21 protein-coding genes are annotated in these 23497 nt (G+C 41.6%); 4 read left to right on the top strand and 17 right to left on the bottom strand.

The window, feature by feature from the left end; all coding sequences use genetic code 11:
- The 12 genes from BUE31_RS17195 to mraZ all read right to left on the bottom strand — a co-directional run bounded on the left by BUE31_RS17195 (position 1) and on the right by mraZ (position 13559).
- Positions 1-861 (bottom strand): cell division protein FtsQ/DivIB, encoded by an 861-nt coding sequence (locus BUE31_RS17195; protein ID WP_073405076.1) that lies wholly within the window; start codon positions 859-861, stop codon positions 1-3.
- A complete protein-coding gene (murC, locus tag BUE31_RS17190; RefSeq protein WP_073405538.1) occupies positions 854-2209 on the bottom strand; it encodes a UDP-N-acetylmuramate--L-alanine ligase in 1356 nt (451 codons plus the stop codon). Before murC ends, BUE31_RS17195 begins: the two co-directional genes overlap by 8 nt.
- 56 nt (positions 2210-2265) lie before the next feature.
- Positions 2266-3369, bottom strand: a complete 1104-nt coding sequence (gene murG, locus BUE31_RS17185) for an undecaprenyldiphospho-muramoylpentapeptide beta-N-acetylglucosaminyltransferase (RefSeq protein ID WP_073405075.1) — start codon at positions 3367-3369, stop codon at positions 2266-2268.
- A gap of 146 nt (positions 3370-3515) precedes the next feature.
- Positions 3516-4670, bottom strand: coding sequence for an FtsW/RodA/SpoVE family cell cycle protein (locus tag BUE31_RS17180; protein WP_073405074.1), 1155 nt, complete (start codon positions 4668-4670; stop codon positions 3516-3518).
- 118 nt (positions 4671-4788) lie between these two features.
- A complete protein-coding gene (murD, locus tag BUE31_RS17175) occupies positions 4789-6132 on the bottom strand; it encodes a UDP-N-acetylmuramoyl-L-alanine--D-glutamate ligase (protein ID WP_073405073.1) in 1344 nt (447 codons plus the stop codon).
- A 124-nt stretch (positions 6133-6256) separates the two neighbouring features.
- Positions 6257-7498 carry a phospho-N-acetylmuramoyl-pentapeptide-transferase gene (gene mraY / locus BUE31_RS17170; protein ID WP_073405072.1) on the bottom strand — a complete coding sequence of 414 codons (1242 nt, stop codon included), beginning with the start codon at positions 7496-7498 and terminating at the stop codon, positions 6257-6259.
- Between the two features lie 281 nt (positions 7499-7779).
- The gene (locus BUE31_RS17165) at positions 7780-8124 is read right to left on the bottom strand and encodes a four helix bundle protein (RefSeq protein WP_073405071.1); all 345 of its coding nucleotides are present in this window, start codon (positions 8122-8124) and stop codon (positions 7780-7782) included.
- Positions 8125-8224: 100 nt separating this feature from the next.
- Positions 8225-9685 (bottom strand): UDP-N-acetylmuramoyl-L-alanyl-D-glutamate--2,6-diaminopimelate ligase, encoded by a 1461-nt coding sequence (locus BUE31_RS17160; protein WP_073405070.1) that lies wholly within the window; start codon positions 9683-9685, stop codon positions 8225-8227.
- The gene (locus tag BUE31_RS17155) at positions 9682-11796 is read right to left on the bottom strand and encodes a penicillin-binding protein (protein ID WP_073405069.1); all 2115 of its coding nucleotides are present in this window, start codon (positions 11794-11796) and stop codon (positions 9682-9684) included. Before BUE31_RS17155 ends, BUE31_RS17160 begins: the two co-directional genes overlap by 4 nt.
- Positions 11786-12199, bottom strand: coding sequence for an FtsL-like putative cell division protein (locus tag BUE31_RS17150; RefSeq protein WP_073405068.1), 414 nt, complete (start codon positions 12197-12199; stop codon positions 11786-11788). Before BUE31_RS17150 ends, BUE31_RS17155 begins: the two co-directional genes overlap by 11 nt.
- Positions 12196-13098, bottom strand: coding sequence for a 16S rRNA (cytosine(1402)-N(4))-methyltransferase RsmH (gene rsmH, locus BUE31_RS17145; protein ID WP_073405067.1), 903 nt, complete (start codon positions 13096-13098; stop codon positions 12196-12198). Before rsmH ends, BUE31_RS17150 begins: the two co-directional genes overlap by 4 nt.
- A complete protein-coding gene (mraZ, locus tag BUE31_RS17140; RefSeq protein WP_073405066.1) occupies positions 13095-13559 on the bottom strand; it encodes a division/cell wall cluster transcriptional repressor MraZ in 465 nt (154 codons plus the stop codon). The genes rsmH and mraZ overlap by 4 nt, the downstream gene beginning before the upstream one ends.
- Before the next feature lie 200 nt (positions 13560-13759).
- Here mraZ and BUE31_RS17135 point away from each other — a divergent pair, with 200 nt between their 5' ends.
- The 3 genes from BUE31_RS17135 (at position 13760) to BUE31_RS17125 (ending at position 15429) form a co-directional block, all read left to right on the top strand.
- Positions 13760-14047, top strand: coding sequence for a hypothetical protein (locus BUE31_RS17135; protein ID WP_073405065.1), 288 nt, complete (start codon positions 13760-13762; stop codon positions 14045-14047).
- A gap of 3 nt (positions 14048-14050) precedes the next feature.
- A complete protein-coding gene (locus BUE31_RS17130; RefSeq protein WP_073405064.1) occupies positions 14051-14767 on the top strand; it encodes a hypothetical protein in 717 nt (238 codons plus the stop codon).
- 86 nt (positions 14768-14853) lie between these two features.
- On the top strand, positions 14854-15429 hold the full coding sequence (locus BUE31_RS17125) for a thioredoxin family protein (protein ID WP_073405063.1): 576 nt from the start codon (positions 14854-14856) through the stop codon (positions 15427-15429).
- Positions 15430-15527: 98 nt separating this feature from the next.
- On the opposite strand, the gene BUE31_RS17120 is transcribed toward BUE31_RS17125, so the two are convergent.
- Both BUE31_RS17120 and BUE31_RS17115 read right to left on the bottom strand, forming a co-directional pair.
- Positions 15528-16283 (bottom strand): DUF4846 domain-containing protein, encoded by a 756-nt coding sequence (locus tag BUE31_RS17120; RefSeq protein WP_073405062.1) that lies wholly within the window; start codon positions 16281-16283, stop codon positions 15528-15530.
- A gap of 3 nt (positions 16284-16286) precedes the next feature.
- Positions 16287-17096 carry a M15 family metallopeptidase gene (locus BUE31_RS17115; protein WP_073405061.1) on the bottom strand — a complete coding sequence of 270 codons (810 nt, stop codon included), beginning with the start codon at positions 17094-17096 and terminating at the stop codon, positions 16287-16289.
- A 156-nt stretch (positions 17097-17252) separates the two neighbouring features.
- Here BUE31_RS17115 and BUE31_RS17110 point away from each other — a divergent pair, with 156 nt between their 5' ends.
- Complete coding sequence (locus BUE31_RS17110; protein WP_083620056.1) at positions 17253-19028, top strand: DUF885 domain-containing protein; 1776 nt, start codon at positions 17253-17255, stop codon at positions 19026-19028.
- Positions 19029-19083: 55 nt separating this feature from the next.
- On the opposite strand, the gene BUE31_RS17105 is transcribed toward BUE31_RS17110, so the two are convergent.
- From BUE31_RS17105 to BUE31_RS17095, 3 genes are all read right to left on the bottom strand, one after another.
- Positions 19084-19266 (bottom strand): hypothetical protein, encoded by a 183-nt coding sequence (locus tag BUE31_RS17105; RefSeq protein ID WP_073405060.1) that lies wholly within the window; start codon positions 19264-19266, stop codon positions 19084-19086.
- The gene (locus tag BUE31_RS17100; protein ID WP_073405059.1) at positions 19250-19834 is read right to left on the bottom strand and encodes a zeta toxin family protein; all 585 of its coding nucleotides are present in this window, start codon (positions 19832-19834) and stop codon (positions 19250-19252) included. The genes BUE31_RS17105 and BUE31_RS17100 overlap by 17 nt, the downstream gene beginning before the upstream one ends.
- A gap of 74 nt (positions 19835-19908) precedes the next feature.
- Positions 19909-23331 carry a methylmalonyl-CoA mutase family protein gene (locus BUE31_RS17095; RefSeq protein WP_073405058.1) on the bottom strand — a complete coding sequence of 1141 codons (3423 nt, stop codon included), beginning with the start codon at positions 23329-23331 and terminating at the stop codon, positions 19909-19911.
- Between the last annotated feature and the right edge of the window lie 166 nt (positions 23332-23497).

Below are 23497 nucleotides of genomic sequence, written 5' to 3'. Positions count from 1 at the left end.
TTAATTCGTATTTATTGTTGTATCCCTATTCAATTTTGTTGTGTCATTAACGGCAAGCTTTGCCTTTAATGAATCTGCTTTTATATTTCCGCTCCTGATACCAACCACCTGGTTAGCATATTTTACATTTATCACTTTGTAGGCATCCCAGCCAACCAGTGGCAATGCCTTTTTGTAAAAAACAAGCAGGTTATGAAACTTATTATCCAATGAGTCGGCATTACCTAACAAGATCCGGTTGTTGCCTACACGCGGGATCAGTTCAATTTCATGATCTTTATTTACATAGATCTGTGCTATCTGCGCATCCCAAAGCGAGTCCTTTCTTATAAAGTCCGCTGTTTTAAAAAGATCTGCCGCCAGCCTGGTGTGCAAACTATCCACATGGTTGGCAAATGCTTCGTCTATGTACCCGTTAGCCACTATTACCCTTGCTGTAAAATTTGCCGATAAAGGAATTTTTAACCCGTGCTGATCAACATAAAAATCCTGATCAAAACGGTTCATTACCCTTAAAATAGGTTGGCGCTGGCTTATCTCAACATTAATAATCCCATCCATGTCTGTATAAACCTTTGCAAATTCAATAAATGGGTTAGCCTTTAATTTATTTTCAAGCCCGTTTATATTAATATCCTCCATACGGCGACCAATAAGCGCATGGCTGTTTACCTGCAAAATATTATCTACTTCTTCCCTGTCAATAAAATACTGGTTCCCCGGTATGTAGATCTTTACATCCTTACACAAAACCTCGCTCTTTTTGGTATCAATAAAACTCATCAATACAATTAAGCCCCCGAAACTTATTATCCAGGCAAGGCTTATCAGCAATGGCTTCCAGATCCGTTTCTTAAACATCCTTCAAAATTTGTTTTAAGGGTTGAACCAATGTATCTATATCACCAGCGCCAACTGTTAGCAGCAGCTCAGGTTTTTCTTCTTTTATAACATCCAAAACTTCCTGCTTGCTAATCCGTCGCTTGTTCTTCAGTTTCATCCGCTCCAATATCATATCGGCAGTTACTCCCTCAATCGGTAATTCACGCGCAGGGTAAATATCCATGATGATGAGCTCGTCAGACAGGTCAAGCGCTTCGGCAAAGCCATCTGCAAAATCACGTGTACGGGTAAATAAATGCGGCTGAAAAATGGTAGTTAGCTTTTTATCAGGATACAGTTTTTTAACCGATTTGATGGCTGCCTTTAATTCTTCAGGATGATGTGCATAATCATCGATATAAATTTGCCGATCATTTTTAACGATATATTCAAACCGGCGTTTTACTCCTTTAAATGAGCCCAAAGCACTCTTAATAGCTTCCGGCGACACTTCAAGGATCAGGCACGCTTCAATTGCAGCAACTGCATTTTCAATATTATGTGTTCCGGCAATCCCCATCCTGATATTGGCAATGCTGGTGTTGCTGTTTTTAAAATCAAAGTAAAAATCGCCGTTCTCTATTTTTATGTTTGATGCTGTTGCATCGGCCTCCGCATCAACCGCATAAGTAAAGCCGGTATCCAGGTCCAATCCCTTTTTGTGGATCAGTGTACCACCCGGTTTTATTTGCGATGCAAACAGTTTGAACGATTCTGTTAAATGTGCATGATCTCCATAAATGTCCAAATGATCTGCATCCATAGAGGTTATAATTGCAACATCCGGATGCAACGTGAGGAATGAACGATCATACTCATCAGCCTCAACAACTACAATGTTGTTTTTACCATACAGCACGTTGCTTTGATAATTGGTTGATAAGCCACCCAAAAAGGCAGAGCAATCTTTACCCGAATCTTTTAAAATATGGGCAACCATTGTTGATGTAGTAGTTTTACCATGCGTACCCGCAACAGCAACCGTAAACATTCCCTGGCTAATGATGCCCAATACCTGCGACCGTTTATAAAGCCCAAAGCCGTTATCTCTAAAAAAGTTCAAAATGGCTGATTCCTTAGGGATTGCTGGTGTATAAATTATCAGCGTACCCTCATCAGGCGTTTGAAAGCTATACGGGATCCAATCTATACGGTCATCGAAAATAACCCGGATGCCTTCATTGTGCAGATCATTGGTCAGATCAGTAGCCGTTTTATCATAGCCGCAAACAACACAACCCAAATGATGAAAATACCGCGCTAATCCGCTCATGCCGATCCCGCCAATCCCCACCAAATAAACCCGTTTTATGCTACTTAACTCCATATTATTTGTCATTGGTCATTGGTCATTAGTCATTGTCGGCTTTGCAGGCCTAATGACTATTGACATAATTTAATCACTTCTTTAGCAATTACCTCATCAGCATTTGGCATAGCCATTTTGCCAATATTATCACTCATTTTACGTTGTAATTTTTTATCATTCAAAAGCTCAATGGCTTTATCAACCAGCTTTGCTTCTGCATCCCTGTCGGCAATAAAAACTGCCGCATGTTCCTGTACCAGCGCCAGTGCGTTTTTTGTTTGATGATCCTCAGCCACGTTCGGCGAAGGCACCAGTATCACCGGTTTTTTAACCATATACAATTCGGCAATAGTACCTGCGCCTGCTCTTGAAATAATTATATCGGCAGCTGCATAAGCAAGGTCCATCCGGTTCAAAAATTCAAGGATGCGTACATCAGGATGATAATCTTCACCCAACTTTTCAATTATCCCTTTATAATAAAACTTGCCGGTTTGCCATATTACCTGCACGTCGGCAGCTATTAATTTATCAAGCCCGGCCAGTATGCTGTTATTTAAAGTGCGTGCACCCAGGCTGCCTCCTATTACCAATATTGTTTTTTTAAATGCCGATAGCTTATAAAGCTCAAGCGCCTGCATTTGCTTACCCGCAATATTAACCGACTCCTTACGGATTGGGTTGCCTGTTTTAATAATACGGTCGAAAGGGAAAAACTTATCCATGCCATCAAAAGCAACACAGATCTTTTTCGCCTTTTTACCGAGCCATTTATTAGTGATGCCTGCGTATGAGTTTTGCTCCTGTATTAAATACGGGATGTTCTTTAACGAGGCTGCATACAATAACGGCCCTGAAGCATAACCACCCACGCCTACTACTGCATCTGGTTTAAATTCTTTAATAATTTCAAGCGACTTCCTTACACTCAGCATCAGCTTTACCGGGAACATTACGTTTTTCCAGATGGATTTACGCTGAATGCCCTGGATCTCCAAACCAATTATTTTATACCCCGCAGCCGGCACCTTCTCCATCTCCATCCGTCCCTTAGCGCCAACAAACAAAATTTCGGTTGCCGGGTCAAGACTTTTTAAAGCATTAGCAATAGCAATAGCCGGGAAAATATGCCCCCCGGTACCACCTCCACTAATGATAATTTTTTTACCTGATTTCACCGACTCTTATTTTATATTTCTGTGATTACACTGATTATTTTATGATCTCACCGATTCTTTTTGTCCATGGTCCATGGACTATAGACCATAGACTTTTTTTATTCATCCGCACATCTGCATATCCACGCATCCGCACATCTTCCCCCCTACGCCATCGCTACTTCCTTTATTTCCCCTACTATAACTTTTTTAGGTTCGTCAATATCCCTGCTAACAGATAATATAATACCAAATGCCAAGCTGGTAAATAATATGGAAGTCCCCCCCATACTTACAAATGGCAGCGGGATCCCGGTTACAGGGCCTAAACCAACAGCAACTGCCATATTAGCAAATGCTTGTATTGTTAAACTAAAGCTAAGCCCTGCCGCCAGCAGCGTACCAAATGCTTTTGGTGCCCTGGTTGCAATTTTTATACACCTGAACAACAGGAACAGGTAAATGCCTATCAAAACAACGCCCCCTACAAGGCCATACTCCTCAACTATGATGGCGTAAATTTCATCGGAGTATGCTTCGGGTAAGCTATTTATTTCATCACTGTTACCAATACCTTTTCCAAATATGCCACCGGTGGCAATTGCTATTTTTGCATGGTTAGATTGCTGCGCCTTATCAGGATCAGCCTTTTCCGGGTGCATATAGGTTTCTATACGGGTAATGTACATGTGGCGGCGTGGCCCTAAAAACACAATGCCTGATAAAACTACAAGCCCGCCCAAACATACTACCGCAATTTGCTTTACACTTATACGCCCCATTATCAGCAACAAAACGCTAACCCCAAACAACATTAATGCTGTTGAAAGGTTGGCCCAGGCTATAAGTGCAAATACCACGCAAACAGCTCCCATAATGGGAATAAAGGATTGCTTTACATCTTTAATATTTTCCTGTTTAATTGATAGCGTACGTGCCAGGTAGGTTATCAATGCAAGCTTAGCCAAATCCGAGGTCTGGAAACTAAGGCCCGTGCCCGGGATAGGTATCCAGCGACTAGCCTCGTTTACATGATGCCCAAAAACCAGCGTATACAGTAACAACGGTATGGTTATGATCATCAGTAGCTTTGAGATACCCCGATAATAACGATAGTCGATTTTATGCGACAAATACATCAACGCTATGCCACCAACTATCATAGCAAGGTGCTTTATCAGTATAGACTCTGTACCCACTCCTCTTTTATAAGCAAGCGACCCAATGGCGCTGTAAACAGCCAGCAACGAAATAACCGACAGCAATATGACGATAAGCCAGATCCAGCGGTCTCCTTTTGTATTACTGAGTATTTTATGCATATTATTTTTTTGATTCCACCGATTAATCTTGATTACACTGATTTATCTTCAAATTTTCAAATCAACCAATCTTCAAATTCATTTATCCGCACATCTGCATATCTACGCATCCGCACATCTATAGTTCCTTCACCGCTTGTTTAAACTGCCTGCCCCGGTCCTCGTAATTCTTAAAAAGATCAAAGCTGGCGCATGCAGGTGAAAGTAATACCGTATCACCTTTTGTTGCCAGGTGATAGGATACCGTTGCGGCTTCCTGTGCCGAGTAGGTATTTACTATTATTTCCACCACATCTTCAAAGGCTTCGTGAATACGCCTGTTATCCTTACCAAGGCAAACTATTGCTTTTACTTTTTGCTTAACCAGGTCTTTAAGCATGCTGTAATCGTTGCCTTTATCAACTCCGCCAAGTATCAGTATCACATCGCTGGTCATGCTTTCAAGTGCATACCATGTTGAGTTAACATTAGTAGCCTTTGAATCATTGATAAAGCTAATGCCTGATATTTTACCAACCGACTCAAGTCTATGCTCGATGCTTTTAAAGTTTCCCATACTTTCCCTCATTGAAGGGTTCCGCAGTTCCAGCACTTTCGCTACTATACCTGATGCCATAGAGTTGTAAATATTGTGTTTACCCTGTAGGGCCAGTTCGTTTATTGACATCTGAAAATGTTGTTGGTGAGTGTTAATGACAATATTGTCTTGTTCGAGATATGCCCCGTATTCAATCTTTTTTTCAATAGAAAACGGCAGCTGCTGCGCTGCAAAGCTTCGCCCGGTCATTCCCTTAAGGGTTTCCGGATCATCGGCACAGTAAATGAAATAATCACCGGCTGTTTGATTTTGAGAGATGCGAAACTTTGATGCTGCATAGTTTTCCAGTTTATAATCATACCGGTCTAAATGATCGGGCGTTATATTTAATAGTACCGCTATATCCACCTTAAAGCTGAACATATCGTCAAGCATAAAGCTGCTAAGCTCAAGCACATACAGATCAAACTTTTCGGTAGCCACCTGGTAAGCAAAACTTTTACCTATGTTACCGGCTAACCCAACATTTAACCCGGCATTTTTAAGGATATGATAAGTTAAGCTACTGGTGGTAGTTTTCCCGTTCGACCCTGTGATCCCTATTATCTTTGCGTTGGTATACCGACCCGCAAATTCTATTTCTGATATAACCGGAATCTCTTTTTCCTTTATTCTTTTTATGATCGGCGCCTTGTCCGGAATTCCCGGGCTTTTAATTACTTCATCTGCCTTCAGAATCTCAGCCTCTGTATGCTGATTTTCTTCAAAAAGGATCTTCCAGTCCTGTAGTTGTTGTTTATAATCAGCTGTAATCGCCCCAAAGTCAGACACAAAAACATCATAACCCTGCTGCTGAGCCAGGTATGCCGCACCCACCCCGCTTTCGCCGGCACCAAGAATTGCTATGAGTTTTTTTGATTCCACTGATTGTTATTTATTTGATTTCTCCGATTCTATTCGATTTCACCGGTTTTTATTTTTCTCTTTCGGACTTCCGGCCTTTCCGACTTTCCGGACTTCCTAATCTCTAACCTCCAGCCTCTAATCACTAGCGGAGCTTCAACGTTATTACCGTCACTATAGCCAGCAGGATGCCGATGATCCAAAACCGGGTTACGATCTTGGCTTCATGAAATCCTTTTTTCTGGTAATGGTGGTGCAGGGGCGACATTAAAAACACCCTTCTTCCCTCGCCAAATCTTATCCTGGTATATTTAAACCAGCTTACCTGGATAATTACCGACAAGTTTTCTATTACAAAAACTCCGCATAATAATGGCACCAGTAACTCCTTGCGGATCATAATGGCAAACACTGCTATTATACCACCTATTGCCAAACTGCCGGTATCGCCCATAAATACCTGGGCCGGGTATGAGTTGTACCAAAGGAAACCCACGCAGGCCCCAACAAAAGCTCCGGCAAAAATCACTAGTTCACCCGAGTTTGGGATGTACATAATATTCAGGTATTCGGCAATTACTGTATTACCCGATACATAAGCCAGGATAGCCAGCGTGATACCAATTATAGCGGATGTCCCAGTTGCCAGGCCGTCAATTCCATCTGTTATATTGGCCCCGTTTGATATAAATGTGATGATTATAATTACCGAGAACATAAACACCAGCAGCGAGTAATGATCAGAATCAGCACCAATGAATTTAAGCACCTTGCCATAATCAAACTCATTGTTTTTATAAAAAGGCATGGTTGTTTTTGTCGACCGGATATCCTGTGTATAAACCGGCGTATTGCCGCGCATGTGAAAATCAACAGGGGCATCATATTTTACCGGCAATTTTACTTCCTGTCGGATCACGATATCCGGATTTGAATACATGGTAAACCCAATGAACAGTGCTAACCCAACCTGGCCTATTATCTTAAATTTTCCAGCTAACCCTTCTTTGTTCTTTTTAAATACTTTGATGTAATCATCCAAAAAACCTATTGCACCCAACCAAAGTGTGGTAACCAGCATCATAATAATGTAGATGTTGCCCAACTTGGCAAACAGCAGCGTAGGGATCAGGATACCTAATATGATAATGATCCCGCCCATAGTAGGGGTACCGGCTTTTTGCATCTGGCCTTCTAAACCCAGGTTTCTTACAGTTTCACCCACTTGTTTAAACCGCAGATAATCAATAAGCCTGCGCCCAAATACCGTGGTTACCACCAACGATGTAATTACAGCCATCGCCATACGGAACGTGATGTATTGAAACACCCCCGAACCGGGAATTGTGTAATTTTTATTAAGCCAGGTGAATAAGTAGTAAAGCATATTTTTAATGTGCGGATTTCAGATGTGCGGATGTGCGGATGCCTGCATGTCCAAATTCTTTAATCACTCTTATTTTGTTTGTAAATGGTTCCTTTGTCTGTTAATTTTTTATTCATTCGCACATATGCACATAGTTAATGTGCGGATTATTGATGTGCGGATGTGCAGATACCTGCATGTCCAAATTCTTTAATCACTCTTATTTTGTTTATAAATTACTTTTAGTTTTTAACCATTTTTCTAAATCATCTGCACATTTGCACATCCACGCATCTTTATATCTAATTATTTGTTGTTGCTATTATTTTTCCTAGTATTCTTATTATTGATTGTATATCGTCCAGCATATCTTGTTCAAAAGGATAGTTTTCAGCAAACTTGCATAGTTTTAGCCAATACTCTGTTTCTCCTGCTTCCTTATATGCTATTTTACATTTATGTTTAAAATCATTTTTACTTTCTGCACCCTGTGCTTCACTTACGTTCGCACCTATTGAAGTACCACTTCTAAAGAGTTGATTAGCCATATTGAATTTCTTCTTCGATTCAAGAATTTCAGTGAAAGCAATTATTTTCAATGAAAAACTGAATGTTAAATCAACTATCAGGTTTGGTTTCTCGCTCATTGTATATTGGTTATTAGTTACAATCCATTATTCTTACATCCTTTCCCCACCTACGCATCAATTCCTCATCCGCACATCTGCATATCCGCACATTCGCACATCAATTCATTTCTTTAAAAATTGCACTCAGCTCTTCCATATCGTCAAAGTGATTCTTTACTCCATGTATTTCCTGGTACTTCTCGTGGCCCTTACCGGCAACAACTACAATATCTCCCGGTCTAGCCAGCATGCAGGCAGTTTTTATAGCTTCGCGTCTGTCAACAATACTTAATGTGTATCTCTTAAAGGCAGGGTCAACACCTTCTTCCATGTCTTTTATGATCTGCGCCGGATCTTCCGAGCGGGGGTTATCAGAGGTAAGGATCACCCTATCACTCCACTCACATGCTGCTTTCGCCATAATCGGGCGTTTGGTTTTATCCCTGTCGCCACCACAGCCGATTACCGTTATTACCTTTTCATTATTTTTGCGGATATCATGAACCGTGCTTAATATGTTCTGAATAGCATCCGGCGAGTGCGCATAATCAACAATCCCTATAACTTTATTTGGAGCAACTATATAATCAAAACGACCTTTTGCGCCTGTTAATTTGCTCAGGCTGGTTAATATTTTAGTTTTGTCCTGCTCAAGCAGCATTGCTGCAGCATAAACAGCTAATAAATTATACGCATTAAAAGTGCCCACCATTTTAAACCAAACCTCTTCGCTGTCAATCTGCAAAAGCAAACCTTCAAACTGGTTTTCAAGGATCCGGGCTTTATAATCTGCCATACTTTTAAGTCCGTAAGTTTTTTTATGGGCCTTTGTATTTTGCAGCATTACATTGCCGTTCTTATCATCAATATTGGTCAACGCAAAGGCATTTGAGGGTAAGTCATCAAAAAATGTCTTTTTGGCTTTCAGATATTTCTCAAATGTTTTATGATAATCTAAATGGTCATGTGTTAGGTTTGAGAATATGGCCCCTGTAAACTTGAGTGCTCCAATGCGATGCTGGGCAATAGCGTGCGAGCTGACTTCCATAAAGCAGTAATCGCAACCTTGCTCAACCATATCATTTAACAGACTGTTCAGTTCAACAGGATCAGGAGTAGTGTGTGTTGCCGGGATCACCTCGCCATTTACCTGGTTTTCAACTGTAGATATTAAGCCGCATTTATAACCCAGGTCGCGGAATAATTTATAAAGCAATGTAGCTATGGTAGTTTTGCCATTGGTACCGGTTATACCTACCAGCTTTAATTTTGACGATGGATTTTCGTAAAAATTAGCTGATACAATTCCCAGGGCAACAGCTGAGTTGGCTACCATTAAAAAATCAACCTCGCCTGTAACACGGGCAGGCAATTCTTCACATATAACAGCTACAGCACCATCTTTAATGGCCTGCAAAATATAATCATGTCCATCAACTACAGTCCCCTTTACAGCCACAAACATACATCCCGGAACAACCTTCCGCGAATCAAAAACTATGGCAGTTATCTCAATATCGGCACTGCCCTGTAGTTCAGTGAATGCAAGTCCTTCTATTATATCGCTCAAATATCTCATTGCAATTCAATTATTATTTTTGATCCTTTTGGAATTATACTCCCCGCTGATGCCGATTGATTAGCCACCATGCCGCTCCCGCGGGCCACAACTTTGTAGCCTGCATTTCCCAGCGCATATAAGGCGTCGCTCAATCCCATTCCTTTTACCTGTGGGACTACGCCACTTTTATAGCTCGCATCTTCAAAAGCAATACCATTACTGGTATCAACACCGTTACCGGCTGCATTGTTAGTTGCGTATAGCGGCTTAACACCTAATTTGGTATATACCTGCTTTAACGCTTTTACATTTCCTTTTTTTATTTGCGGCAAATTGGTGTTCCCTACATAATGCATCGGTACAGCCTGGTTCATACCCTGATCACTGGCATAAACCCTGTCGGCAATTTTTTTGAAAACCGGGCCGGCAACCTTCGCTGCCAGGTATGAGCCCACTGTTGGGTGATTGACAACCACAATCATAGAATATTTAGGGTTTTTAGCCGGAAAATATCCGCAGAAAGAAGCCTGGTAAGTTTTTTTAAGACCATAACCTGATGCCCCGTTTGCAATTTGCGCTGTTCCGGTTTTACCCGCAACCGAGTACAATGAATTTTTAAACAGGGTTTTGCCATTGCCTTCAGTAATTACACCTTCTAAAAGGCTCCTCATTTTCCCAAGCGTAGCATCCGAGCATACTTTTTCATTAATTACTCTTGCCTGGAACTGTTCAACCGTATTTCCAAGCCTGCGAATTTCTTTTACCAGGATAGGGGCAATCATTTTACCATTATTAGCTACTGCATTATAAAGCGTAAGCATCTGCAGTGGGGTAATTTTCATTTCGTACCCGTAGGCCATTTCGGGTAGGGTATAATATTTGTTCCAGCTGCGGCTTTTTGGGTTTTTAACCACCGGGATCCCTTCTCCGGCGATTTGTAAGCCAAGCGGCTCGTTTAAATGGTAGCTGTATAGCTTATCAGTAAACTCTTTAGGGTTATTGTTATAGGCATTATAAACAAATTTAGCTGCCGCAACATTTGACGATTGTTCAAAAGCCGTTTTTGCAGTGATCACAAAATTGTAATCCTCCACATCGCTGATGGTTGGCCCTTTAGGAATTTTATATTTACCGCCTTCTGCGTTTATGGTAGAATTGGTATCAATTTTATGCTGATCAAACAGCGTCATATAAGTAGCCAGCTTGAAGGTTGAACCAGGGTCGGCCGCATTGCTTATGGCATAGTTTAGCTTTTCCTCGTATTTGCCTTCTTTGTTCCGGGTAAAGTTTGCAATGGCCCTTATCTCGCCTGTGGCAACTTCCATCAACACCACGCAACCATGATCGGCCTCTGTGGCCTCCAGTTGAGCTTTTAACACATCCTGGGCAACATCCTGAAAGTTGACATCAATTGTCGAAATAATATCCGCGCCCTCTTTAGGCTCTACTTCATCATCACCGTTATTAACCGGCATCCAGGTACCGCCGGCCATACGCTGCATTAAACGTTTACCGCTTTCGCCATTAATATAGCTGGCATAGGCTCCTTCAAGCCCTACCGCATTTTTTACGTTATCGTTTTTGTAACCAATGGTACGCGCAGCCAATGAGCGAAAAGGCAATACACGCCTGTTTTGTTCAATAACTATCAATCCGCCTTTGTATTTACCCATTCTATAAATAGGAAACTTGCGGATCAGCGTTAATTCCCTGTGTGTAACCTTCCGCCTGATGAGCTCATACCGCGAACCTTCTTTACGGGCATCGCGCAGCATCCGTGAGTATTCCTTTGCTGATTTATCGCCATATAGTTGTGAAAACTTAATAGCCAGTGAATCTACATTCTCATTAAAACTTTGGTCGTCAGCAATACCCGGTGCAAGCATATCCATGTGCAATTCGTATTCAGGTACTGATGTTGCCAGCAAGCTCATGTCAACCGCAAAAATATTTCCGCGCGCTGCCTCAACCGTTTGATAACGGGTTGAAAGCGTTGTAGCCATAGCCTTCCACTTTTTACCCTGTACAAACTGTACCCGAAAAAGCTGGATCACTACAGCTGCAGCAAAAAGAAGGATCAACCCGAAAGCCAGGTAAACCCGCATTAATATATTGGTTCTAATGCTCATTTTTCACCTCCGCATCTGTTATTTTTTGTGGTGGCTGCAGCGATTCTTTAATCCCAAGCGTATCTACACGTTTAGCAACCTCGGTAAGCGTGCTTTTAAAAGCAAGGTCGGCCTTGGTAGTTTTATAGTCCCAGCTAAGTTCTTTTACTTCTTTGCTTATTTTATTAATATCACGGATACTCCTTTCGGCCATGTGCATATTGGCAATGTATATCATCCCTAAAAAAGCAATGAACAATACAAATGGCAACGCCTTTGTGGCCGACTCGGCGTTCCAAAAGCCTTTGGTAAAAAATTGCGTAATAAAGTTATCCGGAAACTCAGCATCCTGTTTTTCCTCAACAATAAGCTTTTGTTGCTCTGCTTCCTCTTCTTCAATCTGTGTACGCAGCCTGTTTGTCATTTCTTTACCGCTATTCTTAACTTAGCGCTCCGAGCCCTGTTATTATTTTTAATCTCTTCTTCTGTTGCGGTGATAGCCCCGCGACTTACCGCATTAAACGGTTTGTTATCATTACCGTAAAAATCCTTCTCTACCTCGCCGCTAAACTTTCCTTTTGCGATGAAGTTTTTTACCAGCCTGTCCTCCAGCGAATGGTATGACATAACCACCAGCCGCCCGCCCGAAACCAGTACCGATGCCGTTTGGATCAAAAAATCCTTCAATGCCTCCAGCTCCTGGTTTACCTCAATGCGTAAAGCCTGGAAAACCTGCGCCAGGTATTTATTTTCTTTTCCTTTGGGGATGCGGTTTATAATGGCATTTTTCAAATCAGCCACCGTTACAATGGGTGCGTTTAACCGCGCAGTTACTATTGTATTAGCCAGCGACTTTGCATTCTGAATTTCGCCGTAAATGCCGAAAATGCGGTGCAGCTCAGCTTCCGAATAATTATTTACTACCTCTTTAGCGCTTAACGGATCCTGCTGGTTCATGCGCATATCCAACTCCGCATCAAAGCGGATCGAAAACCCGCGCTCAGCCTGGTCAAATTGGTAAGATGAAACACCAAGGTCGGCTAATATGCCGTCAACCGGCATAGCATCGTGCAAACGGCAAAAGTTTTTCAGATAACGGAAATTCTGATCGATAAAGGTAAAACGTTCATCATCAATCAAATTTTGTTTAGCATCGGCGTCCTGGTCAAACGCCAGCAGCTTACCGTCTTTATTTAAATGCTTTAAGATCTCACGGGAGTGACCGCCACCGCCAAAGGTTACATCAACGTAAGTTCCCGATGGGTTAATGTTCAGGCCTTCAATACACTCATTAAGCATTACGGGAGTATGGTATGTGCTCATACGCTACCCTCCCTTCTTTTATCGCCCATCACTTCTTCAGCCAGCGTTGCAAAATTATCCGGTTCACTATCTATCATTTTATTATACGCCGCCTTATCCCACATCTCAATTTTTGTTAACTGGCAGGTTAAAACCACATCGCTTCCTATCCCTGCATAATCCAATAAGCCTTGCGGCAAATTAACCCTTCCTGCTGCATCAACATTCAATTCTGTTGCGCCGCGGGTAAAATATCTTATGAATTCTATGTTTTTCTTCTCGTATTGATTAAGTTTGTTCAGTTCATCAAGTTTTTTGTCCCATTCTTGTTTAGTGTAAATCACAAGATATTTTTCAAAGCCGCGATTGATCACAAGGCACTCAGTGTCAGCTTCTGGAAGCTTTTTCTTGAGGCCCGCAGGGATCATCATTCGCCCTTTGTTATCTAATTTACACTCAAACTCGCCGGTTAAATAGGACATATTGAAACTGTGGCATTAATTGTAATGTAAAATTAGATTTCTTTTACCACTTCTTACCACTTTACCCCACTAAAGTTATTAACACTTGTGTATTAACAATGTGGATTATTTTTTATACCGAAATTTCTTTTCTTTTGCCTTAAAAGGCTTACATATTTTATTTCTTTCTACTTAGCTTTGAGCTAGTTAGACTATTTACTATGAATATTTTGAAACTTGATAATGCACACTCATTTAGCATTGAAAACCATGACAAAAACGTCCGTTTAGTGGTTTATAACAATGGCGTGGAAAATGTTTGCCGTAAATCCACATTAAAAAACATCGGCAGATTTATCCAATCAGGTGATAATCATTTATTTAAGGGACGCCTGCAACTCAATAAAATGACCGATGGGATTGGTGTGGTGGTAAAAGATAGTTTCGTGGGAAAAATAACAATGGGAGATTTTATGAATTGCCTGGAATATGCTAAAAACGGTATTTAAAAAATGAAAATAACGGCTGTTATTTTTTGTATACTTTTGGTTACCAGGGCATTCACCTCTGATCAAAATAATAAAATTGTACAATTTGACATCGGTAAAATTTTAAATGCCAGGCCGGTAACTACTTTAACCAATAACAAGCTAACAACCTGGACCAAAGGCATTGATGGCGGTGGATCCGGCGATGGGTATTTAACATTATCAGCAGCATTATTTAATGGTAATAAACAACCGCATGCATTACCTGATGATGCCTTGTTTGCGGCAAATGATTCACACCCCGAAATTCAACTGCATTATTCTAATACCGACAGCCTGCATAACCAAACCTGCAATATTAGTGGTGAGGGTGGTGTTGAATTTTATATTCCGCAAAACAAATACAGGTCCTTGTATTTTGCTTTAACAAGCGCTGAAGGTCCATCTTATTTAAAAGTAGAATTTTTATATGCTGATGATAGCACCACATTTGAAGACCTGGTATTGCCTGATTATTATGATGACCTACCGACTGACCATCGTAAACCTGAGCTATGCTACCTCGCTCATGACCTTGCCAAATGGGGCAATAGAAATAACATGACAGAAAAAGATCATCATAACATCGATCTGCTAACCGTTCATCCGGATCCAACCAAAAAACTCAAAAGCATAAACATTCAAAAGAAAAAGCCGGGCTACCTTGTATTTTGGGCAGCAACAGGCGAAAAAGCGAATTAAGTTATGGTGGATGCTTAGGGAAAGGAAATAGGAATATTCCGTTTCAATTTAGTAATTTTAAAAACTAAACATTTAAGTAAACCACTATGAAATCAATAAAACTATTGTGCCTTGCATTGCTGCTTACTGGCTCAGCATTTGCCCAGGCTACGCTTCCATCATCAGAAACCGTGCTTAACAATGCTTACGCGCAGGCAACTAAAGAAAATAAAAAGGTAATATTGATATTCCATGCCTCGTGGTGCGGCTGGTGCAAAAAAATGGATGCCTCGTTGAACGATCCGATCTGTAAAAAAATGTTCGATGATAATTATGTGATCGCCCATTTGGATGTAATGGAGCAGCCAGCAAAAGCTAATCTTGAAAACCCGGGAGGTATGGATGTGATGAAAAAGTTTGGCGGCGAGAAATCAGGATTACCATTCTGGTTAGTTCTTGATCCCCAAGGCAATGTGCTTGCCAATTCACTAATGCCCAAAGATGGTGCAACTACAGCCACTCCAGAAGATAATGTAGGTTGCCCTGCCAGCGACAAAGAAGTTGCATTTTTTGATGGAATTTTGAGAAAAACATCGAATTTACAAGCAGAAGATATTGCAACTATTCATAAGCGTTTCCTTTTAAATCAACCACCGCCAACCCCGGCAAAGGGGACTAACTAAGAATTTGAACCATGATTCGCCTGATTTTTTGATTCGTAAGATGCTTAGCTTCAATCCTGGCAATCCCAAAATCAGGCGAATCATGGTTCAAACTCCTACTAAAACCTCCGCAAATAATTCTTAGCGATCAGCTCGCCATAGGCTATACCACTGTGCTTATCCATACTAAACCACGGCGAACCATATTGCAGTACCTGGATATTTTGAGCGGGCATAAAGCTTTGAGCAAGCAAAAACTGCTTTTGATGCTTATCATTTTCCACCACTTCCATTACGATAAAACAATGCCCCGGCGAGCCGCCATGAATAAAAATATCGCCTGCTTTTAATTCATCAGCGTTAGTTACCGGCTTAAGCTCCTTTTCTAATGATAAGGTTCCTGCATACGAAAACACCAGCGTCATATAGCGCATAAATGAAGGATAACTATAATCCTTTTTCGCTTTTAACACCCATCTGTCATTACTATACCGGTATCCGTTTGCATAATGCACATAATCGCACTTAAAACCGCTTACAAAATTAAAGCTGATAGCCTTATAGTCTTTCTGCTGATATAGATATTCGCCACGTAGGCGCATCACAGCATCGGCACATTGCTGCAGGTCCTGGTTGCCTATGCTCAGATCCACAACGGCAGCAGTATACACATCTGTACGGGCAACATCGCCTTTATAGGTTTTGGTTTGTGTACCCGCAGGTTTAAGTGGTAAGTTTTGCAGAAATGCAGCAAAGCTCCCCGGTTTGGCAGTACACTGATGATAACCTTCCGGAATTTTAAAACGGGTAATCACATTATCGGGCGCTGAAAAACCGTTAAAAAGCAAGAGGATAAACATTAAGCTACTTTTCATCTTTTAATCAATTAATTCAGGCCTGTATTCAAAATGCATGGTATCGTAATGATACCACTTGCCACCCCAAATAAATCCATGTTTTTCAAATATATCAACTATGGTTTGTGGGATCCTATTTTTGTACGGTATAACCGCATTTTCATTGGTGCATTTGCAGGCCCATTGCCAGTAATCTGAATAAGTGGTGTTTATATCAATCGTCATCCCAAAGCTGTGCATACTGTGCCGGTTGGTACCGCTTATATTTCGCCAGGTAAACGTGCCTCCTATATTGGTAAGATATTTCTTTAGTTCAGGATGCTCATCAAGTTCTTTCGAGATCTGTGTTAGTTTTTTGTCGATACCATTGATCCGGGTTACCGTAATTTTCTGACCAACCAGCTTAAGGCACCAGGTTATTTCCGTTAAGTTTTTCCTTACCTCTTTTTCAGTAGCTCCATACATTTTCAGAAAGAAAGGTTCATTCCTGATCCGGCCCGGATCAAAGTTTGTAGCAGGTGTGGATTTAAGCTGGCCAACTGTATATTTCTGATCAAAAATATCTTTAAGGTCAGGCTTTTCTAACAGTAATTTCGATGATTTATTTTTTATCCCATCATCCCATAACAACTTACTGCCATCCTTTAAAATGATGTGGTTGTTTGAGAAACCGATAACAAGATCTTTGTAGGAATTAATAAGTTTTTTGGCTAATTGAGGGATAGAGTCTGTTGAATTATTTGACCTCAATTGGGTAAAATCACTTTTGATACCATGGTGGCCCAAGCTGCAACCCAACCAGCTTAATAAAACAATAATCGTTACTCTCATTAAAGCATGAATGTACAATTTTTCTTTAAATCATAGCTCAATTATCAAAACATGATGTTATTCGTCATCTTCATTGAAAAATCCACCCATTTCATTGAAGTTTTTCACCTTATACCAATCTTAAAATATATTTTTATAGTACCATAAATTTATAAAATGATCACCCTGAAAAATAAAACGATATACGGATTGGTAATAGGAGCGTTTGCTTTACAGCCCTTCACCATCAAAGCGCAATCTGACAGTAAAGCATGGATCGCCAAATCAAATACTTATACCAAGATCCTTATTGACCTTGATGAAAAATATTCTCCCGAGTTTGGCTCATCGCAAGGCCTGGCTTTTTATGACACATTGATATCGGTACCAACGCTGGCAAATGATTTAGCTCAACGAAAGGAAAGAGAGCAAGCTGTTGCGCAATTAAAGGCGGCTAAACTGCAGGAAACTGATCTGAAAATAAAGCAGGACCTTGATATCCTGATCAATCAATCGGAGCTGGGTTTCAGGAACCAGGATTTTAACCAAAATAAAGAAGTTTCATTCCTTAACCCTACTGCCACAGTTTTTGGCGGTTTGCAGTCATTGCTTGATGATCAAACCCCGGCAGAGCGCCGCCCTGCTGCAGTTATCCGCCTGGTAAAATATGCAGGCTTGCAAAAAGGATATGCCCCAACAAGCGCTATTTATAAAGAACGAACGCTTAAACAATTGAACAAGCCAGGAATGATCTATCCATCCAAACAGGCTATGGAGGTTGAGCTTTCACGCAACGCCAGCATGGTTAGCGGGATTGAAGAGCTGTTTAAAAAGTATAATGTAACCGGTTATGAAAAGGCTTATTCTGCCATAAAAAAACAGCTGGAAGATTACGATGTATGGGTAAAAGCCACTGTGCTGCCAAAAGCCCGTACCGATTTCCGCTTGCCGGCAGAGGAGTATAAACTTGCTTTAGAAGGTTATGGTATTGACATCCCCCCGGCAAATCTGGCTAAAATAGCCCATGCCGCTTTTATTGATATCCAAAACCAGATGAAGCCGCTGGCTGAGCAGATCGCTAAAAAGTATAACCTGCCGTCAAGCGATTACCGCGAAGTAATAAAATACCTGAAGAAGAACCAGATCATCGGCGACTCGATCATGCCGCTTTACAAAAGGCATTTGGCCGACATTGAAGGCATTATCCGCGAACAGCATTTGGTTACCCTGCCAAACCGCCCTGCAATTATCAGGCTGGCAAGTGAGGCAGAAACGGCACAAAGTCCTGCACCGCATATGGTACCGCCGCCGTTCTTAAATAATACCGGTCAGCGGGGTGTTTTTGTGCTGCCGTTAAACATGCCGCCTGCTCCGGGCGAAAAGGTGGATAAATATGATGATTTCACCTTCGATGCCGCCTCGTGGACTATCATCGCTCATGAAGCCCGTCCTGGTCATGAATTACAATTTGACAAAATGGTTGAAGAAGGTGTTTCGCAGGCACGTGCGCTTTATGCATTTAACTCGACTAACGTAGAAGGCTGGGGATTGTATTCTGAATACATAAGCCGTCCGTTTTTCCCGATTGAAGGCCAGCTGGTATCATTGGATTATCGCCTGCTGCGCGCCGCCCGTGCCTTTTTAGACCCTGAACTACAAGCAGGCACGATGACCCAGGAAAAAGCATTAAACCTGCTGATGACAGATGTGGTACAGTCACACGCCTTTGCTAAGCAGGAAGTTGAACGTTATACTTTGAATGCCCCCGGCCAGGCCAACAGCTATTTTTATGGCTTCACCAAAATGATTGCCTTGCGTAAGGATACTGAAAAAGCACTAGGCGATAAATTTAATGCGCAGGCTTTCCACGATTTTATTTTATCACAAGGTATTTTGCCACCGGCATTGATCAGAGAGGCTGTGATGGGTGATTTTGTAGGAAAGGGAAAGTAAGATTCAAGAAATTAAGAGACAAGAATCAGGATCAAAACAAAAAGCTTTCAGAGATTTATTTTTCTGAAAGCTTTTTTAATAACTCCTTAGCAGGAACATGTTGGATGTTGCCGTCTTTGTCGGCTATTACCAGGCTTTGGTTTTTTTCAGCGCTGGATATAACCAACTCTCTAAAAGCCATATCTACACCTTTTAATATCTTATTACGGAGTTCAACATTTTCAGGCTTTATTTTCATTACTCTGAAGTTTTATTGTTTCCCAAATATCGCGATTATAGACCATTTTTAATTGGCTAAATTCCCCCTCGCCAATAAATTCAGGGTTTCCCTGGGTATTATTGAAAATCATCCAAAAATCACAAATCGGAATGTAGAGATGATGTAGATTATAAAGCCCTTTGTAATACCTGCGATCAACCACGTTGTCAGGAATGTGATGTCCTCCTTTACTTACCCTGGTAGCAACCCGCTGTTTTGCTTCCTGCGAGGAGCCCAGCCAAAAAAACACCAGTATTACTTTATAACCGATAGCCCGGGCATCTTTTATTAGGGATACGTAGCTTTTTGAGGATAAAGTAGTTTCTATTGCAAAATCTACACCGTCATCTAACAACGCATCAATTCTGTTTAACATTATCCTGCCGGCTTCAATAGCTACTTTGTCGGGATTAAATGGGGATAATCCAGCCGCTATGCCATCTGCGTTTACAAATTCCCTACAGTTTAGCATATTAGGCAACACACTATAACTCGCCGTTGTTTTCCCGGCGCCATTGCATCCTGCTATTATGTATAAATTTGGCATCTAAAAGACAGCTATTGCCTAAAGATACAAAAATCCCACCTAATCTCTAACCTCAACCCTCTAATCACTCCCCCCTACATATTCCTCCTGTACTGCCCACCCACCTCATAAAGCGCATGCGAGATCTGCCCTAATGAGCAATACTTACAAGCTTCCATCAGGCTTTCAAAGATATTTTCGCCAGCTATTGCTTTGTGCTGCATGTCTTTTAATAATTGCGGGATTATAGCTTCATTCCGGTGCTGAAACTCACGCAACGCTTCAATCTGGAATTGCTTTTCCTCTTCGGTGGCGCGGATCACTTCTGATGGTACAATGGTAGGTGATCCTTTTTTATTAAGGAAGGTGTTTACCCCAACAATAGGATATTCTCCCGTATGTTTAAGGGTTTCGTAATAAAGCGATTCTTCCTGGATCTTGCTGCGCTGGTACATGGTTTCCATGGCTCCAAGCACACCGCCGCGTTCGTTTATAGCCTTAAATTCGGCTAATACAGCTTCTTCTACAAGGTCGGTAAGTTCTTCAATTATAAAAGCGCCCTGGATGGGGTTTTCATTTTTGGCGAGGCCAAGTTCACGGTTAATGATCAACTGGATAGCCATTGCTCTCCGTACTGATTCTTCCGTAGGTGTGGTTATGGCCTCATCATAGGCATTGGTATGCAGCGAGTTGCAATTATCATAAATAGCATACAAAGCCTGCAGCGTTGTGCGGATATCGTTAAAATCAATCTCCTGCGCATGTAATGATCTGCCGCTGGTTTGGATATGATATTTCAGCTTTTGCGACCTGTCATTGCCCTTATATTTATTTTTAATTGCCTTTGCCCAAATTCTTCGTGCTACCCTTCCTATCACAGAATATTCCGGATCAATCCCATTGCTGAAAAAGAACGACAGGTTTGGCGCAAAATCATCAATATGCATTCCCCTGCTCAGGTAATACTCTACATAGGTAAACCCGTTTGACAAGGTAAATGCAAGTTGTGTAACAGGGTTAGCCCCAGCCTCGGCGATGTGATAGCCGGAAATGGAAACAGAATAAAAGTTCCTTACCTTCTCATCAATAAAATATTGCTGAATATCGCCCATCATCCGCAGCGCAAACTCGGTTGAGAAAATACAGGTGTTTTGCGCCTGGTCTTCTTTTAATATATCTGCCTGCACCGTACCGCGCACCGTAGCAATGGCATAAGCCTTTATTTTTGCATAAACGTCTGGAGGAAGGATTTGGTCGCCGGTAAGGCCGAGAATGGATAAACCTAAGCCATCATTTCCTTTTGGCAAGCCTCCCACATATTCCGGCCTTGCTAATCCTTTGTCATCATAAACTTCCTTATACTTAGCTTCAACCAAATGCTTCAGTTTATGCTCTTTTATATACTTTTCGCATTGTTGGTCAATAGCCGCATTCATAAAAAAGCCAAGCAACATTGGCGCCGGACCATTTATAGTCATGGACACGGAAGTAGATGGGCTGCAAAGATCAAAACCTGAATACAGCTTTTTAGCATCATCAAGTGTGGCAATACTCACGCCCGAGTTACCTATTTTACCGTAGATGTCAGGGCGAATATGCGGATCTTCGCCATAAAGGGTAACCGAATCAAATGCTGTGGATAAACGATGAGCAGGCTGACCAAGCGATACATAATGAAAGCGCTTATTCGTCCGCTCCGGGCCACCTTCTCCGGCAAACATCCTGGTAGGGTCTTCTCCTTCCCTCTTTAAAGGAAAAACGCCGGCAGCATAAGGAAACTCGCCGGGTAAGTTTTCGGTGAGCAACCAGCGTAAAATATCGCCCCATGCCTCATACTTAGGCAGCGAGATCTTAGGGATCTGCAATTGCGAAAGCGAGGTATAATAAAGCGGCTGTTTAATTTCTTTATCCCTTACTTTATAAATAAAGTTTTCAGCTTTGTATTTTGCAACGGTTTCGGGCCATTCCCTTAACAGGCGTTTGCAATCACCATGCAATTGTTCTTCCAGGTGGGTTTTAATATCCTGTAGAGACGCAATACTTTGCGTCTCTGATTGATTTTCTGATCCGTTTTTTTTATTCGGAGACGCAAAGTATTGCGTCTCTACGTTTAATAATTTTATTACCCCATCTAATTGGAACAACTGCTGCGCAATCTTACACTGCTCATTCACCCATTCCTTATAGGCATTACTGCTTTCAGCAATTTCGGCCAGGTAGCGGTTCCTGTCAGGTGGAATGATATAGATCTTTTCTGATTCACCTTCGTGCTCAACGGCTGCATGGGTCCCGATAAGGTCAACTCCTGTTTTTGTTTTAATGGCCTTCATCAACGCAATAAACAGGGTATTCATTCCCGGGTCATTAAATTGCGATGCCATGGTGCCATAAACCGGGATCTCATCATCCTTGGCCTGGAACAGCATATGATTACGCTTGTATTGCTTGCGCACATCGCGGATGGCGTCAAGCGCGCCCCGTTTATCGAACTTGTTTAAAGCAACAAGGTCGGCAAAATCAAGCATGTCAATTTTTTCCAGTTGGGTAGCTGCACCAAATTCCGGGGTCATTACATAAAGTGACAGGTCGCAATAATCTGTGATCATCGTATCCGACTGACCGATGCCTGATGTTTCAACAATGATCAGATCATAGCCTGCAGCTTTGCAAATGTCAATGCTTTCCTGTACGTGCTTAGAGAGCGCAAGATTAGCCTGCCGGGTTGCCAGCGAACGCATATAGATGCGCGAGTTATTAATGGCATTCATCCTGATCCTGTCGCCAAGCAGAGCGCCGCCAGTTTTACGTTTGGATGGATCAACAGAAATAATAGCCATTGTTTTATCAGTCTCCATCAAAAACCTGCGCACTATTTCATCAACCAATGATGATTTACCCGAACCACCAGTACCCGTAATACCCAAAACAGGTGTTTTACTGGTACTGATTATTTTATGCACCTCGCTTAAAAATGTATCGGCCTCTTTAGGATAATTCTCTACAATGCTTATCGCGGTAGCAATTGATTTTATATCTTTTTCCGGCAGATGTTTAAGCTCGCCGTTCAGTTTTATTTTGTTCTGGAAATCCGTTTTTTCCAGCATATCATTGATCATCCCCTGCAAGCCCATGGTGCGGCCATCATCGGGTGAATAGATCTTTGTTATGCCATAAGCCTGCAATTCGGCTATTTCATCCGGCAAAAAAACACCGCCGCCGCCGCCAAAGATTTTGATATGGCCTGCGCCACGTTCCTTCAGCAGATCGTACATATATTTAAAATATTCCACATGCCCACCCTGGTAGCTGGTTAAGGCAATACCCTGTACATCCTCCTGGATGGCACAGTTAACCACCTCATCAACCGAACGGTTATGCCCTAAATGGATCACCTCCGCACCTGATGATTGCAAAATGCGGCGCATAATATTAATGGTGGCATCATGCCCGTCGAATAACGAGGCAGCAGTTACAAAACGGATCTTGTACCTGGATTTGTAAGGAGCAATGCTTTCCATGCAGGCTATAATTAGTGTTATGCAAAATTAGTATAAATAAAGCATCAAAAAACTATGCGTGCATAATATTTTAGGCCCGGCTTTTTAGGTCCCATGTCTAAAGTCCTATGTCAAAAGCAGATTAGTTGCACTTGACTTAAGGCTTTGGACTCAAGTCTTTAGGCTT

The organism is Mucilaginibacter sp. OK098 (assembly GCF_900142915.1).
Classification (GTDB): Bacteria; Bacteroidota; Bacteroidia; order Sphingobacteriales; family Sphingobacteriaceae; genus Mucilaginibacter.
Note: the sequence above shows the minus strand (reverse complement) of the source record. Positions and strands in the feature narration are given on the sequence as shown.

Excerpts from the sequence above, each read along its gene's own strand:
- BUE31_RS17195 (WP_073405076.1), bottom strand. The coding sequence starts at position 861 with ATGTTTAAGAAACGGATCTGGAAGCCATTGCTGATAAGCCTTGCCTGG.
- murC (WP_073405538.1), bottom strand. The coding sequence starts at position 2,209 with ATGGAGTTAAGTAGCATAAAACGGGTTTATTTGGTGGGGATTGGCGGG.
- BUE31_RS17180 (WP_073405074.1), bottom strand. The coding sequence starts at position 4,670 with ATGCATAAAATACTCAGTAATACAAAAGGAGACCGCTGGATCTGGCTT.
- mraY (WP_073405072.1), bottom strand. The coding sequence starts at position 7,498 with ATGCTTTACTACTTATTCACCTGGCTTAATAAAAATTACACAATTCCC.
- BUE31_RS17165 (WP_073405071.1), bottom strand. The coding sequence starts at position 8,124 with ATGAGCGAGAAACCAAACCTGATAGTTGATTTAACATTCAGTTTTTCA.
- BUE31_RS17160 (WP_073405070.1), bottom strand. The coding sequence starts at position 9,685 with ATGAGATATTTGAGCGATATAATAGAAGGACTTGCATTCACTGAACTA.
- BUE31_RS17155 (WP_073405069.1), bottom strand. The coding sequence starts at position 11,796 with ATGAGCATTAGAACCAATATATTAATGCGGGTTTACCTGGCTTTCGGG.
- BUE31_RS17150 (WP_073405068.1), bottom strand. The coding sequence starts at position 12,199 with ATGACAAACAGGCTGCGTACACAGATTGAAGAAGAGGAAGCAGAGCAA.
- rsmH (WP_073405067.1), bottom strand. The coding sequence starts at position 13,098 with ATGAGCACATACCATACTCCCGTAATGCTTAATGAGTGTATTGAAGGC.
- mraZ (WP_073405066.1), bottom strand. The coding sequence starts at position 13,559 with ATGTCCTATTTAACCGGCGAGTTTGAGTGTAAATTAGATAACAAAGGG.
- BUE31_RS17135 (WP_073405065.1), top strand. The coding sequence starts at position 13,760 with ATGAATATTTTGAAACTTGATAATGCACACTCATTTAGCATTGAAAAC.
- BUE31_RS17130 (WP_073405064.1), top strand. The coding sequence starts at position 14,051 with ATGAAAATAACGGCTGTTATTTTTTGTATACTTTTGGTTACCAGGGCA.
- BUE31_RS17125 (WP_073405063.1), top strand. The coding sequence starts at position 14,854 with ATGAAATCAATAAAACTATTGTGCCTTGCATTGCTGCTTACTGGCTCA.
- BUE31_RS17120 (WP_073405062.1), bottom strand. The coding sequence starts at position 16,283 with ATGAAAAGTAGCTTAATGTTTATCCTCTTGCTTTTTAACGGTTTTTCA.
- BUE31_RS17115 (WP_073405061.1), bottom strand. The coding sequence starts at position 17,096 with ATGAGAGTAACGATTATTGTTTTATTAAGCTGGTTGGGTTGCAGCTTG.
- BUE31_RS17110 (WP_083620056.1), top strand. The coding sequence starts at position 17,253 with ATGATCACCCTGAAAAATAAAACGATATACGGATTGGTAATAGGAGCG.
- BUE31_RS17105 (WP_073405060.1), bottom strand. The coding sequence starts at position 19,266 with ATGAAAATAAAGCCTGAAAATGTTGAACTCCGTAATAAGATATTAAAA.
- BUE31_RS17100 (WP_073405059.1), bottom strand. The coding sequence starts at position 19,834 with ATGCCAAATTTATACATAATAGCAGGATGCAATGGCGCCGGGAAAACA.
- BUE31_RS17095 (WP_073405058.1), bottom strand. The coding sequence starts at position 23,331 with ATGGAAAGCATTGCTCCTTACAAATCCAGGTACAAGATCCGTTTTGTA.